An 18071-nucleotide genomic window follows, 5' to 3' on the forward strand; every position below is an offset into this window, starting at 1 on the left:
TTCGTTGGTTTTTCGCCCGCCCACACTGCGGGCTTTTTTTTGCCTGTTCCCGTGCAACTATCTAGTGCCAATGGACCCTCGGTGGTGCCTAGGCTGGGTGTTTTCCTCATCGAGAGAAAACACCATGACCTCTTCCCAAGATTATCCCGACGATTCATCTGACAACGCCGACGCTGACGTCGCTGCCGAAGCCGCGTTGCAGGGCATTCGTGATGAGTTAAGGCAGCGGGTTAATGTGTCTACCCACCCCAGTCGCCTGATCAATCAGATCGGCCTTGCCGACTGGCGTTGCCACGCGTCGACGCAGGCGCTTATACGCCTGATAGGGCGCTCGCCAAAAGTCTTGAAGGTGATCCGTACCGAACTGCGCAACGCATTTGAGATTGACCCCGACAGCCTGCTGTTTACCGAACACAGCCCCTCCAACCCGCCAGGCGTATCCGAGAAAGTCGACAGCTTGACCGATCGAGCGTTGTTGCTGCTGGTTCAGCCCTGGGTGCCTATTAATACCAATCTATTCACTGTCTTGAGTGTCAAGGGCGAGCCGAGTCGTCGGTTGCCTTATACACCGTTGCAAGCACTGGAGCGCGTTGTCGCGTTGACGCTTTTTGACCGGCTGGCCCGCGCGCATACCGAGTATTGGGACACGCTGGCGCAGGGTTCCTGGCGTACACGCCGGGAGCGTTGGAGTGAGTTGCACGCGGAACTCTTCGCTGACCGCGCCTTTCTGGCGCGGCAACTGAACGAGCTATCGAGTGCGGGAGTGGCCTTGGTCCAGGCAGTGATCGATGCCCCGACCGCTGAGGCGCGCCAGCGTGCAGGTGGGGAGTGGGCCTGCGTGCGGGCAGGCCAGGTGATGTGGCCCGGTACGCCTGCGGTGGCGACCCCCGGTGCATTGCATTTTTACCGTGAGGGCGACCCTGACGGTGTGCCTCATGTCGTTTACCTGCCGGGTGTGGCCCGTCACTTCTATGAGTACCCATCCTTCGTCTTGCTTCAATGTGGCGTGCTGACGCTGAACCGGTTGCTGTTCCACGATCTCTGGCAGTGCTTGCCGTTAAGTCGTCGCAATGCGTTATGCCGGCCTGCGGACTTGTCCCCGGCGCTCAGTGTTGTCCGCGGTCTGGAGATCAAGGGTGATGCGCTGGCGTTAGGCGCGCAGGCGTTGCTGAGTGAGCAATGGGGGAACGAATTGGCCTGTGCCGTGATGATCAATCACGCCCACGTATTTTCTAAACAACGGCCTCGGCCTCAGCCGTTGGAGGCCGTGTCGTTTCTCGCGCATGTGGAGAAGGCCAGGAAGCAACTGGTCGGTGGCGCTCGGCTCGGCGTCCTTCGGGAGCAATTGCTCAAATGGGACCAGCAACGGCGAAGCGAAGAAATCATTTTTGCCAGCACGGCGCCCGGCCTGGCCCTGCGCACCACAGAGCAGCAGGTCAAGCGTTACGAAAAAGGTCTGCTTGCGCTGCTGAATCCGGATGACCCCAGCGCAGAGACGCCTGCGTATCAGGAATTCGTGTCGCTGGTGAATCAACTCAAGGTCCATGCCCAGGCATTGGATACCTTGATGCAGGGTACGCAGACACGGCTGCTCGATTTGGCTTTTTGGACTGAGCGCCCCGGTGGCGCGGGCACGCTCAGGCGTGGCTCCCTGTTCATGAACGCGCAAACCGAAGCGCTGCGCTGTGAGGTTCAGTTGCAACACCGGCTCAAGCTGTTAAGCGCAGCCCATCGGGACTTGGTTATGGAGGTGGTCGAGCAGCCTTTGCCGTCTCAACGCCCAGGCAGTGAAACCCAGGTGCTATGGATCGCGGTGGGCAGTGAGCCAGACGCTTTCTACTCACTCCATAACGTGTGGGTGGTGACGACAGCGGCGGCAGTGAGGGTTCCGACCCGCCAGCGTCCGGTGGTCCTGTACGCTTTCGGGGTAAAGGGTGGGGTGCAGGCTTTTTCCGGGCTGGATGCATTGACTCGAAGCATCAAGGCAAGCCTGAGCAGTCGGGATGACTCCGTGCTGTGGGGCTGTGTCGAGCGCGATAAACGTAACGACTTACGCGCACATGCGTTGCGTGACACCTTGGCCGTGCGCTACTTGCCCATTGAGCGCAAGCCCGCGCTGGCCGCTGTGCAGAAAATGCTTGGGACCTACACTCGCTTGCACGAAAGCACTGAGGACATCACGCGAATTTTCAGTGAGGTCAAGGACGCCGAGCTGAGCCGCGCGCTGCTGACAGTTGAGCTGGAGGAACAGCTGAAGGCTCCCGTCAATAGTGCCCTGAGCCAGGCCCAGGCCAATATTGAGTTGCTGCGCAAGGCTGCGTCTGAAGCGAAAAAATGGCCGGCATGGTTGCCGGATGCAACGCGTGCCCAGCGTAAAAACTTCAGGCGCTCGCAGCGTCTTTATCTGAGTAGCGTATTCGCCTATAAAAACCGGCTTGAACAACATCTGCCCGACCTGGAGACGTTCGCCCGCTGCGCCTTGACCGCCCGTTTGAGTCAGGACGGTATCTCGCCACAATGGGATATTGACCAGCCCTTTATTGATATGCCTGATGATGTTCAAGGCAGCTTTTGTGGGGGAGCAAGCGCCTGTCCCGTGGGCGATAACAGAATAATATTGACCCCGAGCGCTACGCGCACAACCTTCAGTCTGCTGCAATTGGTGCTGCATAACCTGGACCCGTTGGCGCCCTGGACGCAGTGGCGATTGAACCGCGCGCGCTTTCTGCAACCTGACGCGCAACAACAACTCAACGCCGCTTATCTGATCCGTATGGTGTCCTCGCTGGATATCGGCGGCCAGTACGACGCGTTGATCAACCAGGCGTTTTATCCGCGTATTGGCGCCAACTACACGCTCAGCGAAGGGCGTATTCCCGAGTTGTTGAATCGCGCGTTGCAAGCCGGCGTTGCGCATCATCTTTTTTCGGCGATTCAACGCGGGCTGACGGCGGCTGCACAAAGCGTATTCAGCACCGCGATGGCGGCCCGAACGCCGCAAGACCTGCTGAAAAACCAGCATGAACTGCAACTGTACGTGGTTCATCTGGTGGGTCACACAATGCAGCATGATCGCTATATCACAGGGATAGTGCTGGTGCACGACAAGCGCTCCGGGCTGTGCCTTGTCTATTGGCCCCAGGCCACGCACGCGTTGATCCTCACCGAGTACACCAGCCTGCAACAGGCCCATGCTGAATTGAACCGTATCGGCGCATTGCCGGATAATGCCAGGGCGCTGGCGCGGCAGGTTGCACCCGGCTGGGCATTTGAGGTGCTCAATTACCCTCTGGCTAACGTCGACGAGGGCGTCCCGGCCTGGAATATACTCACGCCTACCAATGTTCTGGTGAAAGGGATTTGGCAGGGGGTTGAGTTCATTCGCTCGTTCCGCATCAAGCATCTGGAGCCGACGGCGCTTGCTGATGAGATCGAAAAGCAAACCCTTGAGCAGATTGCCAGTGATCCGCAGGACTGGTTGGCGATTGTCGCCACGCCCCACAGCAATGCTCAGGCGTTGCTGTACCACGCCAGCGTGCTTGAACTGCAACGCCGAACCCAGGCTGCCAGCCATTCCGGCAAGGCGCTTGAGGAATACCGGGTCCGCCGCCTTGGCGAACAGCACGACGCCACCAAACGCAGGTTGGTCGGTTTTTTCAGTCCGTTTTTCGGGCTGTTAAATGACGTCTATGAGCTGTTGCTGGTGGCGCGGCGTTATCACCGCTATGGAGACCCCCACGATGCGGTCGATGTGGGCTTTATGAGCGCCTTTTTGGCGACTGATTTGATATCGAACTTTGTACCTGGCCTCAAGAAGGTGGGCGGTGGTGCGACTCGCATTGCGCGGCCTGCACTGAGGCCAGCCTTGGGGCGAATACACCGTTTTCGTATGACGACGAGCGAGGTTCCTGGCCAAACGCAGTCAGCGTTGCCTCAACTCAAAGCCCTGGCGCCATTTAAAATCAAGGGTGTGCCTGAGGGGGCTGTAGCCTTGAAAGGGCCGGGTAAGAACGGTGTTTACGTGAAAAATGGCGAGCCATTTGTGGCGGATGACACACACCATTACCCACTTTATCGGCGCCGGAACGAACAGTCGTTTCGCCTGCAAAACAAGCAGGCACCGGGGCAAGACGAACTGATCCTGAACATCCACCAGCCCAGGGAGTGGTTGCTCGCAGCGGACGCACCGCAACCGGGGCCGAGCTCAGGGGGACTTAACCCATGGCGCGCTCCCTTGCCGGATTGGCAACCACCTGACCCGCGTACGGCGACTGAGCCGCGGATTCTTCAGTCGCGCACTACGGATACCCGTTGGCTGGATTGGCGTACTCAAGTTCATCCCAATCAAATAGTGAGCTCCCCGACTCCCGGGGTATTTGAGGTGGGTATGGCACCAACAGGGTCTGGGCTCAATGCCAGGTTCTTGCGCGTGGCTCGTCCTAATACCTCCATCCTGGATCCGGACAGTGGTTTTTACAGGATGCTCCCCCAGAGTCATCAAGCACTGTCGACCGATATCTCGTTTATCACCCGAAATGAGCCCCTGGTGTCATTGGCTGAGGTCGATATCGTGCGTTGGACAAGCACTGATATTCTCGACCAGCCCATTCCAGTATCACGCACCCCGACAGGTGGATGGCAAAACCATCCGGCATTGTTCGACAGGCCTTTGGAGCAATATGTGGGCGAGGCTTTTCCCACCATGACGAACAGAACACGGGAGTTTACGGTCAGGAGGATGATTGAGCTGTCAGGTCCGCGACGCCCGGTAACGGCAAGTCACATGCTTGGCATTCGTGCGACGCTGGACGGGTGGTTACCCTCGGCCCCTGCCAGGCGGGGTCAAACGGATGATTTGCTGAGGATGTTACGGCCAATTCAAAGAGGGGGGCATTCAACACTTGTCAGCTACCAAGGTGCGGCACCGGGTTTTGAACGCATGGACTTTCTGCCACCGGTCATGCTGCAGCCCAGGCTTCATCGAGGTGGGACACCTGTTAGGGCGGATAGAAATACCGCGCAGCGTGCGGCAGTCCGAATTGTTTTGGAGCAGCAGGGTTTCACTGTTCAGGACCTCCAGGTTAAACGTTACCGAATGAGGTCCACTCATGAATCGGTTGCTATTCATCCCAATTCGCCAGATCGCATCTATTACATTTCATATGAATGGGTCGAGATGGGCCATGTCCGCTTGAACACCAGATTGAAGAATGGCTGGTTTTATATAGGGTTCAAGTCCTACACAGATGCTGCGCTGGCGGTTACGGTCAGCAAAGCGCTGCAGGAAAATCGCCTGGTTCGGATCCTGGCGGGCATCCAGTGGCCTATCAAAGGCGACATCTCGCCAACCGTTTATTTCATTAAATTGGCGCCTTCGCCTTGAGCAGCGACACCACACCGGCGCAACTGAACAACGCAGCGCTGACCCGATTGAACCAGCTCTGGCCGGCGCCGCTGCGCAAATAGCGCGCCGCGCCATGGGCACCCAGGCCGTAGGTCAGCTTGCACAGCAGGTCGAGCACGGTCCAGGTGGCGATCATGATCAGCAACTGCGGCAGGAACGGCTGCTGACCGTTGAGAAATTGCGGCAAGAAGGCGGCGAAAAACAGGATGTCCTTGGGGTTGCTGGCGCCCAGCACAAAGGCACGCCCAAACAAGGCGCTGAAGCGCGGCACCGCCGGTGCTTGCGGGACTTCGGCAGCGTGGGCCGGTTGCCGCGATTGCTGCCAGCTTTGCCAGGCAAGATAAAACAGGTAAAGCGCACCGACGATCTTCAAGGCACTGAACAACTGCTCCGACGCCAGCAATAGAGCGCCCAGGCCCAGGGCCGAAGCACTCAACAAGCAAATTGAGGCAAACACGCCGCCGAGAAACGCCGGGTACGCGCGGCGCAGGCCGTAGTTGAGGCTGTTGCTGATCATCAGCAGCGACAGCGGGCCGGGAATCAGGATCACGATCAAAGCAGCGCCGCTGAACAGCAGCCAGGTTTCCAGGGTCATTTACAGTCCTCCATTCGTGCAAAAGCCCCACCCGAAGGTGAGGCGGTTTTCAGCCATTCCCGAACTACAGGAAGATGAATTTCGCGATGAAAATCGCGCACAACACCCACAGGCTGATGGAAATCTCGCGGTACTTGCCGGTGCCGGCCTTGAGCGCCACGTACGTGATAAAGCCCAGGGCGATACCGTCGGCGACCGAGAAGGTCAGCGGCATCATGATTGCCGTGACAATCGCCGGAATGCTGTCGGTGGCTTCATCCCAATTGATATGGGCCATGCTCGCCATCATCAGCATCGCCACGTAAATCAGTGCGCCGGCAGTGGCATAAGCCGGGATCATGCCGGCCAGCGGCGCAAAGAACATAGCGGCCACAAACAGCACGCCCACGGTCACGGCGGTCAGCCCGGTGCGACCGCCGGCGGCTACACCGGCAGCACTTTCCACATAGCTGGTCACGGGTGGCACGCCGACCATGGCACCGAACACGCTGGAAGCGCTGTCGGCCTTTAACGCGCGGGACAGGTTATGAATCTTGCCATCCGCACCGACCAGGCCGGCGCGTTGTGCAACGCCCATCAAGGTGCCGGCGGTATCAAACATGTGCACAAACAAAAAGGCAAACACCACGCTGATCATGCTGACATTGAACACACCCTTCACGTCCATGGCCATCCAGGTCGGTGCCAGGCTCGGTGGGGTGGAGAGAATGCCGTTGTAGTGCACCAGGCCCAGGCCCCATCCGGCCAGAGTCACGGCGATGATGCTGATCAGGATCGCGCCGAATACCCGGTGGTAGCTGAGGATCGCAATCAGCAAAAAGCACACCGCCGCCAGCAGCGGGGCGGGCTCGTGCAGTGAGCCGAGTTTGATCAACGTGGCCGGGCTGTCGACGATGATACCGGCGGTTTTCAGGCCAATCACGCCGAGAAACAACCCGACACCGGCACCCATGGCGTGGCGCAGGCTCACTGGAATGCTGTTGAGCAGCCATTCACGCACGCGGGACAGGGTCAGGCCCATGAACAGCACGCCCGAGATAAACACCGCACCCAGCGCCGTTTCCCAGTGATAGCCCATGGTGCCGACCACGGTATAGGTGAAAAACGCGTTCAGGCCCATGCCCGGCGCCAGGCCGACTGGCCAGTTGGCGTACAGGCCCATCAACAGGCAACCCAGTGCGGCGGCGATACAGGTGGCGACAAACGCTGCACCATGATCGATTCCGGCGTCGGCCATGATGTTGGGGTTGACGAAGATGATGTAGGCCATGGTGATGAAGGTGGTGAGGCCGGCAATCAGCTCGGTCTTCACTGTGGTGCCATGCAAGCTCAGTTTGAACAGGCGTTCCAGCCAGCCGCCTTGCGGTGCGGCCAGGTCCAGCGTTGGGGCTTCGGATTTGCGGCTTTCCACAGCGAGTACTCCTCAAGAGTTTTATTGTTATTTCCAGCGCCGGTCACATGAGTGGGCAACGGCGCTTTGAGGTACTGGCGGGTTTTGTTGACCGTAAGGTCAGGAACTCGCACGAAGCGAATTATGCTTTTGTATACAAATAAAGCAAATAATGTTTTCTATTATGTGCGCAAAAGGGGATGAAAGGCTAATTCGCGGCACTCAGCGCCTGGTTGACCGCCAGCCATCCCGCCACCGCGTCTTCGCCGGCTTCGCTGAAGGCGCGTTGCAACAACTTCACTTGTTCGCGGCGCAGTGACTGCTCGAAACGCACGCCTTCCTCACTCAATTCCAGCAGGCGTTTGCGCTTGTCGGTCTCGGACGCGACGCTGTTGACCAAGTGCATCTCCTGCAATTGGCGCAATGGCATGTTCAGCGCCTGTTTACTCACGCCGAGCAACTCCAGCAGTTGTGTCACGCTCAAGGCGGGGTAGCGCGCGATGAAAAACACGATGCGCTGGTGCACGCGGCTCAGGCCACGGCGCTCCAGCATTTCATCGGCCTTGGCGGTGAACGCCTGATAGCCGAAGAAGAAGGCTTCCATGGCTTGCTGCTGGCTGCTCTGGTTTTTAAGGTCAAGCATATTGACGTATCTGCCCAGGTCGTCGTAATTTCGGTCAAGTAGTTTGACGTATTTCCTGCGCGCTTTGCCACCGGTGACCTTATGGCCTTCTCTGAACGTGTTACGCGCCTCAAAAGCTCCTTGATCCGTGAAATCCTCGCCGCGGCCCAGCGCCCGGAAGTGATGTCGTTCGCCGGCGGCCTGCCGGCCGAAGCCATGTTGCCCGCGTTGAACTGGGACGGCATGCCGCTCAACATCGGCCAATACGGCATGAGCGAAGGCGAGCCGCACTTGCGTGAATTGCTCGCCGCCGAGGCGCGCGCACTGGGCGTGCCCTGCCAGGCCAGCCAGGTGCTGGTGGTCAGCGGTTCCCAGCAAACCCTGGACCTGGCGGCCAAGTTGTACATCGACCAGGGCACGCAGATCCTGCTGGAAGGCCCGACCTACCTGGCCGCGCTACAGATTTTCCAACTGTTCGGCGCCGATTGCCTCACCGTGCAACTGGAGGCCGACGGTCCGGATCTGGCGGCGCTGCGGACCACGCTTGAACAGCAGCGTCCGGCGTTCATCTACCTGATTCCGACGTTCCAGAACCCGTCGGCCGTGCGCTACAGCGAGGCCAAGCGCGAGGCTGTCGCCGCTTTGCTCGATGAGTTCGGCGTGACCCTGATCGAAGACGAACCCTACCGCGAGCTGACTTTCGATGGCGGCAGTGCGCAGCCGATTGCCGGCCGCCTGAAGAAAGCCAGCTGGATCTACACCGGTACGGTCTCCAAGACCTTGTTGCCAGGCTTGCGCGTCGGTTACCTGATCGCCAGCCCGGACCTGTTCCCGCACCTGCTCAAGCTCAAGCAATCGGCGGACCTGCACACCAATCGCGTTGGCCAGTGGCAGGCAATGCAGTGGATCGGCACCGAGCGCTACCAGCAACATCTGCTGGAACTGCGCCGCTTTTACCGCGAACGCCGCGATGCATTCCAGGCCGCTCTCGAGCGCCACTTCGGTGATTTGGCCGACTGGCAAACGCCCCAGGGCGGATTATTCTTCTGGCTGACCTTGAAACAACCGCTCGACACCCGCACCTTGTTGGCGCAAGCATTAGATCAGAACGTCGCGTTCATGCCCGGTGAACCGTTCTTTTCCGAGCCGGACCAGCACCTTGGTTCGTTTCGGCTCAATTTCAGCCATATCGACCCGGCCCGTTTGGACGAAGGTCTCAAGCGCCTGGCCGCGGTGGTCCGTCAAGCACAGCACGCGCAAGCGGCATAAGGGGAGCCTCATGTACAAGGTTTATGGCGATTACAGGTCGGGCAACTGCTACAAGGTCAAATTGATGCTCAATCTATTGGGCATCGCGTACCAGTGGATCGATGTCGACATCCTCAACGGTGACACCCAGACCGCTGAATTCCTGGCCAAGAACCCTAACGGCAAGATCCCGGTGCTGGAACTGGAAGATGGCACGTGCCTGTGGGAATCCAACGCGATCCTCAACTTCCTGGCCGATGGCAGCGAGTTTTTGCCGACCGAGCCGCGCCTGCGCACTCAGGTGTTGCAGTGGCAGTTTTTCGAGCAATACAGCCACGAGCCGTATATCGCCGTGGCGCGGTTTATCCAGTTCTACCTGAACATGCCGGAAGATCGTCTTGAAGAATACAAAACCACGCATAAGGGCGGTTACAAGGCGCTGAAGGTGATGGAGCGTCAGTTGCAAGCCACGCCGTACCTGGTGGGCGAGCAATATTCGATTGCCGATATCGCACTGTATGCCTACACCCATGTGGCCCATGAGGGTGGCTTTGACCTGACGCCTTATCCGGCCGTGCAGGCGTGGTTGAAGCGCGTGGCCAGCCATCCCAAGCATGTGGCGATGCTGGACTGATTCACACCGATCAATGGTGGGAGCTGGCTGGCCTGCGATAGCGTCACCGTGCAGCATCTGGCCAAACGAGTTGCCTGCATCGCCGGCAAGCCAGCTCCCGGATGGGCCGTGCCCCGCTTCAGCTTGGCGGTCTGCCTGACAGTTGCGCATTCAGCAGTTCGAAACAGCGCTGCGCCGCCGGGCTCAAGCGCATCCCGCTGCGACTGATCAACCCGATCTCCCGGTTCACCCCGGGATGATCGATGTTGATGCGCTTCAAGCCTTCCAGGCTGTCCGCCGCCGACTCCGGCAATACACTGATCCCCAAGCCCTGGCGCACCAACGCCAGGACGGTCGACATATAGTTGGCTTCCATTCCCGCATTCATCGTCAGCCGCGTCTGATCAAACAATGCGTCCACGTGCTCTCGCACACTGCTGTCGCGCCCGGTGAGGATGATCGGCTGCGCCGCCAATTGCTCCAGGGTCAGTTGACGATGGCGGGCGAGGGGATGCTCCAGCGGCACAAACGCGCACAGCCGATCATTCAATACCGGCACGAACTCCAGGCCATGGCTCAGCCGCGCCCGCACACCGAGGCCGAAGTCCACCTCGCCGGACCGCACCTGCGCGTGAATGCGGTGGGCCACCACGTCATGCAGGCGTACTTCGATCCCGGCAAAACGCTCACGAAACAGACGCAAGGCCGGGGGCAGGGCGCCGGCGCACACCGAGGGCAGCGCGGCGATGGTGACCACGCCTCGGCGCAAGGCGGCCAGGTCGCGTGAACCGGTGACGATGTTGTCCAGGTCCAGCAGCAGTTTTTCCATGGGTGCGCGGGCGTCTTCTCCGGCAGCGGTGATGCTGACATGGCGCGGGCTGCGGTCCAGCAGGGCGACGCCCAGCCAATCTTCGAGTTGCTGGACTTGTACGGTAAGTGCCGACGGCGACAGATGCAGTTCGTTGGCCGCCTTGGTAAAGCTGCCGGTGCGGGCAACCGCCAGGAACGCTTGAATATGCTGGATCGAGTTTTTCATGTGGTTATCCGATCGTTTTGTTTTTACGAACTTGGACGGCTGAATATTCCAATTTACAAAGACTAACGCGCTTCCAATACTCCAGGGAAAACAATAACCGGCCACAAAGGCCGCTCTGGAGTAACCCATGCTCGCTACCCTGGGTGTCATTACCATCCTGTGCCTGCTCGCTGCCGTCATGAGCAAGCGGCTCTCGCCGCTGGTGGCCCTGATCGCCTTGCCGATCATCGCTGCGTTGCTCGGCGGATTTGGCCTGCAAACCAGCGCCTTCATCATTACCGGCATCAAAAACGTCGCCCCTGTGGTGGGCATGTTTGTGTTCGCAATTCTGTTTTTCGGGATCATGACGGACTCCGGCATGCTTGACCCCATCATTGACCGCATCCTGCGCACGGTAGGGACGCGCCCTACACGGATTGTCGTCGGTACCGCGACCCTGGCGTTGCTGGTGCATCTGGACGGCTCCGGCGCGGTGACCTTTCTGGTGACGGTGCCGGCGATGCTGCCGCTGTACACGCGGCTGGGCATCGACAAACGCATCCTTGCCTGCGTTTGCGCGATGGCTGCCGGGGTCAACTTCCTGCCGTGGACCGGCCCGGTGCTGCGCTCGTCGGCGGCGCTGCATGTGCCGGTGGCCGACCTGTTCCAACCGCTGATTCCGGTGCAGATCGTCGGTCTGATCTTCGTATTCGCCTGTGCCTGGTGGCTGGGCCATCGCGAAGAAAAGCGCCTGGGCCTGGGGGTCGGTTCCACGGTCGATGCGGTGCCGCAACGGGTGCTCAGCGCCGATGACATCAAGTTGCGTCGCCCACGCCTGTTCTGGGTCAACCTGATGCTGACCGTGCTGGTGATGGTGGTGATGATTGCCGGCTGGGTCGATCCGGTGGTGATGTTCATGCTCGGCACCGTGGTCGCGCTGTGCATCAACTACCCCAATGTGGACGCGCAGCGCGCACGCATTGACGCACATGCCAAGACGGCGTTGACCATGGCCAGCATCCTGCTCGCCGCCGGGGTATTCACCGGCATCATGCAAGGCACTGGCATGCTCAAGGCCATGGCCGAAGTGGCGGTGGCGCAGATTCCGGCCGGCCATGGCAAGCTGATCCCGGCGGTTGTCGGGTTCATCTCCATGCCGCTGAGCCTGCTGTTTGACCCTGACTCTTATTATTTCGGCGTGATGCCGGTGATTGCCGAAGTCGGCAAGGCCCTGGGCGTCGACCCGCTGCAAGTGGCCCAGGCCTCGTTGCTGGGTGTGCACACCACCGGGTTTCCGGTCAGCCCGCTGACTCCCGCGACCTTCCTGCTGGTGGGGCTGTGCAAGGTCGAACTGGCCGATCACCAGCGCTTCACCATTCCTTTTCTATTTGCCGCGTCGGTGTTGATGACCCTGACCGCGTTGCTCCTGGGAGTGATTTGAGATGAAAACCCTACGCATCGGTTCTGGCGCCGGCTATTCCGGCGACCGTATTGAACCTGCCGTGGAACTCGCCGAGCAGGGTGACCTGGATTACCTCGTGTTTGAATGCCTGGCCGAACGCACCATCGCCTTGGCGCAACAGGCGCGCATCAGTGATCCACAAGGCGGGTACGACCCGCTGCTGAGTGAGCGCATGCGCCGGGTGTTGCCCTTTGTCGGCCGGCCTGACGGTCGACGCCGCTTGCGCGTCATCACCAACATGGGCGCGGCCAACCCGGTGTCGGCGGCCATGGAAACGCGGCGGATTGCCAGTGAGTTGGGCCTGAACCTCAAGGTGGTGGCCGTGGTGGGCGATGACGTGTTGGCGACCTTGCAGCCCGAGCAATTGCTGGATAACGGTCAGACCCTGGGTTCCCTGGGCGAGCGGCTGATTTCTGCGAATGCCTATCTGGGGGTCGACGGCATTCTTGAGGCCCTGCACGCCGAAGCCGATGTGGTTATCACTGGGCGTGTGGCCGACCCGTCGCTGTTCCTGGCGCCGCAGATGTTTGAGTTCGGCTGGGCGGCAGATGATTGGCAGCGCCTGGGCCAGGGTACTTTGGTCGGGCATTTGCTTGAGTGCGCGGGTCAGGTCAGCGGTGGCTATTTCGCAGACCCTGGTTTCAAGGACGTGGAGGATTTGGCGCGGCTGGGCTTTCCCCTGGCTGAGGTGAATGCCGACGGTGCAGCCTTGATCACCAAGGTGACAGGTTCGGGCGGGCGGGTCAGCCGTGCTACCTGTACAGAACAATTGATCTATGAAGTTCACGATCCTGCGGCTTACCTCACGCCGGACGTAACGGCCGATTTTTCCCAGGTGGGGTTTGTCGAGGAGGGCGTTGATCGCGTGCGCGCCCAAGGTGCGAGCGGCCGTGCGCGGCCCGAACAGTTGAAGGTCAGTGTCGGTTATCTGGACGGTTGGATCGGCGAAGGGCAGATGTCCTACGGCGGACCGGGTGCTGTTGCACGGGCGCAACTGGCACGGGATGTCGTACTCAAGCGCCTGGCGTTGATGGGCGTCAACATGCAGGACGTGCGCGCCGAGTTGATTGGCATGGACTCTCTCCACGGCCCACGCAGTAACGTCGAGCCTTGGGAGGTACGCCTGCGCGTGGCCGCTCGCTGTGAAGCACGCAGCGAGGCGGTGCGTGTCGGCAATGAAGTGGAAACCCTCTACACCAACGGCCCGTCCGGCGGCGGTGGTGCGAGCAAGAGCGTGCGGCAAGTGGTGGCGGTGGCGTCGTTATTGCTGGCGCGTAGCGCTGTAAAACCGAGGATCGAAGCATGAAATTGCACACGCTGGCCCATTCGCGTACTGGCGATAAGGGCGACACCTCGAACATCTCGATCATTGCCTATCGCGTTGAAGACTACCCACTGCTGTGCGAACAGCTGACGGCCGAGCGCGTCGCCGAGTTTTTTGCCGGCTTGCGTGAACCCGGCGCGGCGCCAGTGCGGCGCTATGAGTTGCCCAACGTGCAGGCGCTGAACTTTGTGTTGCCCGGAATCCTGCGCGGCGGCGTTACCCGTTCGCTGGCGTTGGATGCCCATGGCAAGTGCCTGGGCTCGGCTTTATTGGATCTAGATGTGACAAGCCACACTTAAAAACACCACAGAGCAAATGTGGGAGCTGGCTTGCCTGCGATGGCATCACCTCGGTACTCCTGAGAGACCGAGTCGCTTGCATCGCAGGCAAGCCAGCTCCCACAAGGGATACCTGTGTTTGTCAGATCGCAGCAAACCGCTTGTCCAGGTAGTCGATGATTACCTTGGAGTCATACATCCAGGTGGTCTGGCCATTTTCTTCGATGCGCAGGCACGGCACTTTGATCTTGCCGCCTTGTTCCAGCAGGGTCTGGCGGTCTTGCGCGTTGTTCTTCGCGTCCTTCAACGCCACCGGCACATTCAGGCGGTGCAGCGTACGGCGGGTCTTCACGCAGAACGGGCAGGCGTGGAACTGATAGAGGGTCAGGTCCTTGGCCGCTGCGTTGACTTGCGCCTGTTGTTCGGCAGGGCGCTGCTTTTTGCGTGGGCGGGTAAGGAAGTCGCCCGCGATGATGACGTGGCCGAGGCCCACTCGAAGTGCTTTGACGAACATGGCTGAAACCTCTTGCCCATGACAGAAGGGGCCGCAGCTTACCTTAATTCTGCAGGCGAAAAAAAACCGGCGATGAACGCCGGCTTTTTCCTACGCAGCCTGTTACTTGATCAGGCTGAGGAATTCGCTGCGGGTGGCCGCGTTTTCGCGGAACTCACCCAGCATCACCGAGGTGATCATCGACGAATTCTGTTTTTCCACACCGCGCATCATCATGCACATGTGCTTGGCCTCAATCACCACTGCAACGCCCAAGGCGCCGGTGACCTGCTGGACCGCATCGGCAATCTGACGGCTGAGGTTTTCCTGGATCTGCAGGCGGCGGGCGTACATGTCGACGATACGTGCAACCTTCGACAGGCCCAGCACTTTGCCGCTCGGGATATACGCGACGTGAGCCTTGCCAATAAACGGCAGCAGGTGATGTTCGCACAGCGAGTACAGCTCGATGTCCTTTACCAACACCATTTCGCTGTTGTCGGAGCTGAACAAGGCACCGTTGGTGACTTCTTCCAGTGTCTGTTCATAGCCGCGGCAAAGGTACTGCATCGCCTTGGCGGCACGCTTTGGCGTGTCGAGCAGGCCCTCGCGGGAAACGTCCTCGCCGAGCTGGCCGAGGATCGCGGTGTAATTCTGTTCCAATGTCACAGAGCGTTATTCCGTATGGGTTCTAGAGGGGTACGGTTTCAGTCTGTACCAATTTTGTACCATTCAGGCTTTGCTCAAGCTTCCCGACTTCGCTCCAATCTTCACTGGAGTTGATCCACCGGGCGTAAGTCGTCAGCAGCATTTGCATGCTGTGACCGAGCTGATTAGCAATGAACCCAAGGTTCATGCCTGCCATTAAGCACATGGTAGCGTAAGTGTGGCGGCAGTTGTATTGCCGTCTGGCCCTGATCTTCAACGCGACCCGCGCCGCCTTGAAGTGCTTGTCAGTCACGCTGGCCTGTTGGATGAACTCGAAGTTCTTGGTAGGCGGGAAGACCTACGGCGATTGCTTGTGCTGACGCCTGCTCTGTTTCGCCCTCAAACCGGCCACGCTCTTGGCCATTTCAACGGCATTTAATGCCCTGCTATTCAGCATGACTCGCCGTGCTTCACGGTTTTTTGTGCGCTCTTCGATCTTGTAGTCAGCCACTATTCTGCAAACATTGGCGACACGCCCATCTATGTCCACCTCATCCCAGCGCAACGCTGCTATCTTCCCTGGCCGCATGCCGGTGTAAAACGCGAACTCAAAATAGGCCGCGTAAACGCGCATTGAACCGGTCAGCACCTCGTGAAGGTGCCCGATGATCAAATCCGCCTCCGCTACTGTGAAAGGGTCCACCGGTTTCTTTGCCTTCACCGGCAGCTCAATCGGGCGGACCGGGTTCCTGGTGATCTGCTCATCGCTCACTGCGCACTCGAACATCGTGTGCAGGAGCTGGATCGCCGAGCGCTTTACCGTCGACGACTTCCACGGCGTCTCTCCGGCTATTTTTCGGAGCATTGCCGAAGTGATCTGGTCGATCGGAAGCAGCGCAAGGTGCGGCATCCAGTAAAGGTTGAGGGATATCCGGTAGTTTTTTCGGGTGCCCCCGACCACTTCCCGGCTGTCGAGCCAGGTCTGGGCTGTAGTGGTCAACTAATCCCGGACACGACGTTAAGTTTCTCCTCGGCCCGCGCTGGAGCCAACCCATCGGTGCGTTATCCCAGCAGTTTCCTCGTCGACTCATGCTCTGGCGCATGCGGTATCGCCACAACCGCTGGCGAAAGAGTCGGCTTGCATATTGCGATCCTTGGTCCGAGTGGAATAGCAGATCCGAAGGCCTGCCACGCTGCTCGTAGGCCATATCCAACGCTTTGATCACAAGCTCAGCGTCTGGCTTTTCCGACAGCGCCCAACCCACGATCCGACGCGTGCAAAGATCCAGGACGACAGCCAGGTAATGCCACTTTCCTTGCGCCCAAATGTAGGTGATATCGCCGCACCAGACTTGATTGGGCGCTGGCACATCGAACTCGCGGTTCAATGTGTTCGGGATATCGAGTCTTTCTACTGTTGCTCGTTTGTAGGCATGGGAGCCGGGTTGTTTGCTGACTAAATCAAGCTCGCGCATCAAGCTACGCACTTTGAATCGACCGAGTTGCTCACCGTCTTCACGCATCAGCGACAGGATGCTGCGACTGCCCGCAGAGCTACGACTTTGCGAGAACAGCTCACTGACGTGACTACGCAATCGAAGCCGTTCAACGTCGGGCGTGCGGCGCCGCAGGCGCTGGGCGTAGTAACACGAGCGAGTGACGTCAAACACCTTGCACAGCCAATCAACCGGCTCATGGGCGCTCAACTGGTCAATCAGCGCGAACGCTCGTGATCTTCCGACATCAAGAGCGCGGTAGCCTTTTTTAGTATGGATTTCTCTCGCTCAAGCCGAGCGATTCGGGCCTCCAGTTCCTGAATTTTTTGCTGTTCCGGCGTCAGCGCCTTGCTCTGCAGGGTGATGCCTTTATGTTCTTTCTGAATCTGGTCAACCCAGCGGCGCAATGCCGACTCGCCAATGCCGAGTGAACGGCTGGCTTCGATGTAGCTGTAGTTTTATTTGAGCACGAGATCAGCAGCCTCGCGCTTGAATTCAGGAGTAAAGGAACGGCGTTGTTTGGTCATCTGACACCTCGATCTGGCGAGCATTCTCGCCTAAATGGGTGTCCGGTTTCATTAAACCACTACAATTGATCTGCGGTCTATAAATCAGAGGTGGATTCCTGCAGCGCAGCAAGCCACTTGCGGCAATCAGGTAAGGTGCGCGTTTGGGGTACGTGGCGACCAGTTTTACATGGCGAATGACTATAGTATCCCTTCGCCGGCTAACACACCGCTCGGCACCGTGCTTTTCAAACTGCCGACCTGCTATGCGCCTCAGCAGCAGCTGTTCCTATGGTGCGCAGGAGCACCTGCTGGAACTCCTGGAAGCCTGAGCTACAGCCTGCAGGTTCTTCTGAGAGTTGACCCTGTCGGCTCGGTATACACGCAGGCACCCGTAGCCAATCTGGTCTACATCAACATGAGCGCGCTTCAGTGGGCACTCAAAAGTTAGTCAAAAAAAGGCCCGCCAAGCGGCGGGTCTATTCGAATTTTTTGTCAATAAACGCCGTGATAAGCCAGGGTCTGGAATAGTGCGCGGTGACCGTCCCAGTCAGACTGCCCATCAGTAACAGCGATAAGCTGGCCTGGGATAGCGTACGCGGCAATACCCATGGTTACGGACTTATCGAGTTCCTCGCGAGAAATAGGAATGGAGCACTCCAATGTTGTATCGCCCTTGCAGTATTTTGTCAGGGGGAAGTCACCGACGTTTGAAAAAATCTTTTTGCTAGAGTCATTCAGGTGAACAGCAAAGCTCAGGCCTTTCTCTGTGCCAGGCGTGATAGTCAGAACCGCTACCTTGTGCTTGTCCTCTGCATCAGACGACTCAAACTTAATTTGAGTGATAGTTGTGCCGTCTGCAAAAGCTGCACGACCATCGACAACCTTCGGCTTTTCAATGCTTGCCATCGAGTAAATCATGATGGCTGCAATTGCTGTCACTGCTATAGCTGGGATTGCCCAATACTTTTTCATTT

14 protein-coding genes and 1 pseudogene are annotated in these 18071 nt (G+C 58.9%); 6 read left to right on the plus strand and 9 right to left on the minus strand.

The window, feature by feature from the left end:
- Nucleotides 1-124 precede the first annotated feature (124 nt).
- Complete coding sequence (locus ACI77D_RS03325; RefSeq protein ID WP_407016043.1) at nt 125-5383, plus strand: dermonecrotic toxin domain-containing protein; 5259 nt, start codon at nt 125-127, stop codon at nt 5381-5383.
- Here the strand turns inward: ACI77D_RS03325 and ACI77D_RS03330 are convergent.
- The 3 genes from ACI77D_RS03330 to ACI77D_RS03340 form a co-directional block, all read right to left on the minus strand.
- Nucleotides 5361-5999, minus strand: coding sequence for a LysE family translocator (locus ACI77D_RS03330; RefSeq protein WP_407016044.1), 639 nt, complete (start codon nt 5997-5999; stop codon nt 5361-5363). The genes ACI77D_RS03325 and ACI77D_RS03330 overlap by 23 nt on opposite strands.
- 64 nt (nt 6000-6063) lie before the next feature.
- A complete protein-coding gene (locus ACI77D_RS03335) occupies nt 6064-7410 on the minus strand; it encodes an NCS2 family permease (RefSeq protein ID WP_064453393.1) in 1347 nt (448 codons plus the stop codon).
- 187 nt (nt 7411-7597) lie between these two features.
- Nucleotides 7598-8032: a MarR family winged helix-turn-helix transcriptional regulator gene (locus ACI77D_RS03340; protein ID WP_064453392.1), complete on the minus strand. Its 435-nt coding sequence runs from the start codon at nt 8030-8032 to the stop codon at nt 7598-7600.
- Nucleotides 8033-8113: 81 nt separating this feature from the next.
- Between ACI77D_RS03340 and ACI77D_RS03345 the strand changes: the two genes are divergently transcribed.
- Nucleotides 8114-9280, plus strand: a complete 1167-nt coding sequence (locus tag ACI77D_RS03345; RefSeq protein WP_262665728.1) for a PLP-dependent aminotransferase family protein — start codon at nt 8114-8116, stop codon at nt 9278-9280.
- A 10-nt stretch (nt 9281-9290) separates the two neighbouring features.
- Nucleotides 9291-9893, plus strand: a complete 603-nt coding sequence (locus ACI77D_RS03350) for a glutathione S-transferase family protein (protein WP_064453390.1) — start codon at nt 9291-9293, stop codon at nt 9891-9893.
- A 118-nt stretch (nt 9894-10011) separates the two neighbouring features.
- Here the strand turns inward: ACI77D_RS03350 and ACI77D_RS03355 are convergent, their stop codons facing one another.
- On the minus strand, nt 10012-10908 hold the full coding sequence (locus ACI77D_RS03355; protein WP_064453389.1) for a LysR family transcriptional regulator: 897 nt from the start codon (nt 10906-10908) through the stop codon (nt 10012-10014).
- A gap of 127 nt (nt 10909-11035) precedes the next feature.
- Here ACI77D_RS03355 and ACI77D_RS03360 point away from each other — a divergent pair, with 127 nt between their 5' ends.
- The 3 genes from ACI77D_RS03360 to ACI77D_RS03370 are packed head-to-tail and all read left to right on the plus strand — an operon-like array spanning nt 11036 to nt 13972.
- Nucleotides 11036-12328 (plus strand): CitMHS family transporter, encoded by a 1293-nt coding sequence (locus tag ACI77D_RS03360; RefSeq protein WP_407016045.1) that lies wholly within the window; start codon nt 11036-11038, stop codon nt 12326-12328.
- A gap of 1 nt (nt 12329) precedes the next feature.
- Complete coding sequence (locus ACI77D_RS03365) at nt 12330-13655, plus strand: acyclic terpene utilization AtuA family protein (protein WP_407016046.1); 1326 nt, start codon at nt 12330-12332, stop codon at nt 13653-13655.
- A complete protein-coding gene (locus ACI77D_RS03370; protein ID WP_407016047.1) occupies nt 13652-13972 on the plus strand; it encodes a hypothetical protein in 321 nt (106 codons plus the stop codon). The genes ACI77D_RS03365 and ACI77D_RS03370 overlap by 4 nt, the downstream gene beginning before the upstream one ends.
- Nucleotides 13973-14093: 121 nt before the next feature.
- Here ACI77D_RS03370 and ACI77D_RS03375 read toward each other — a convergent pair whose 3' ends face one another.
- The 5 genes and pseudogenes from ACI77D_RS03375 to ACI77D_RS03395 all read right to left on the minus strand — a co-directional run bounded on the left by ACI77D_RS03375 (nt 14094) and on the right by ACI77D_RS03395 (nt 18069).
- The gene (locus tag ACI77D_RS03375) at nt 14094-14465 is read right to left on the minus strand and encodes a glutathione S-transferase N-terminal domain-containing protein (protein ID WP_064453385.1); all 372 of its coding nucleotides are present in this window, start codon (nt 14463-14465) and stop codon (nt 14094-14096) included.
- 102 nt (nt 14466-14567) lie between these two features.
- On the minus strand, nt 14568-15113 hold the full coding sequence (gene folE / locus ACI77D_RS03380; RefSeq protein ID WP_010456659.1) for a GTP cyclohydrolase I FolE: 546 nt from the start codon (nt 15111-15113) through the stop codon (nt 14568-14570).
- Nucleotides 15114-15450: 337 nt separating this feature from the next.
- Complete coding sequence (locus ACI77D_RS03385) at nt 15451-16092, minus strand: tyrosine-type recombinase/integrase (protein ID WP_407016048.1); 642 nt, start codon at nt 16090-16092, stop codon at nt 15451-15453.
- Nucleotides 16093-16129: 37 nt separating this feature from the next.
- Nucleotides 16130-17115 (minus strand): annotated as a pseudogene (locus ACI77D_RS03390) (IS3 family transposase); the annotation flags it as partial.
- Nucleotides 17116-17589: 474 nt separating this feature from the next.
- Nucleotides 17590-18069, minus strand: coding sequence for a hypothetical protein (locus ACI77D_RS03395; protein WP_407016049.1), 480 nt, complete (start codon nt 18067-18069; stop codon nt 17590-17592).
- Nucleotides 18070-18071 lie beyond the last annotated feature (2 nt).

Origin of the sequence: Pseudomonas sp. O39 (assembly GCF_045447295.1) — a bacterium.
Classification (GTDB): domain Bacteria; phylum Pseudomonadota; class Gammaproteobacteria; order Pseudomonadales; family Pseudomonadaceae; genus Aquipseudomonas; species Aquipseudomonas antarctica_A.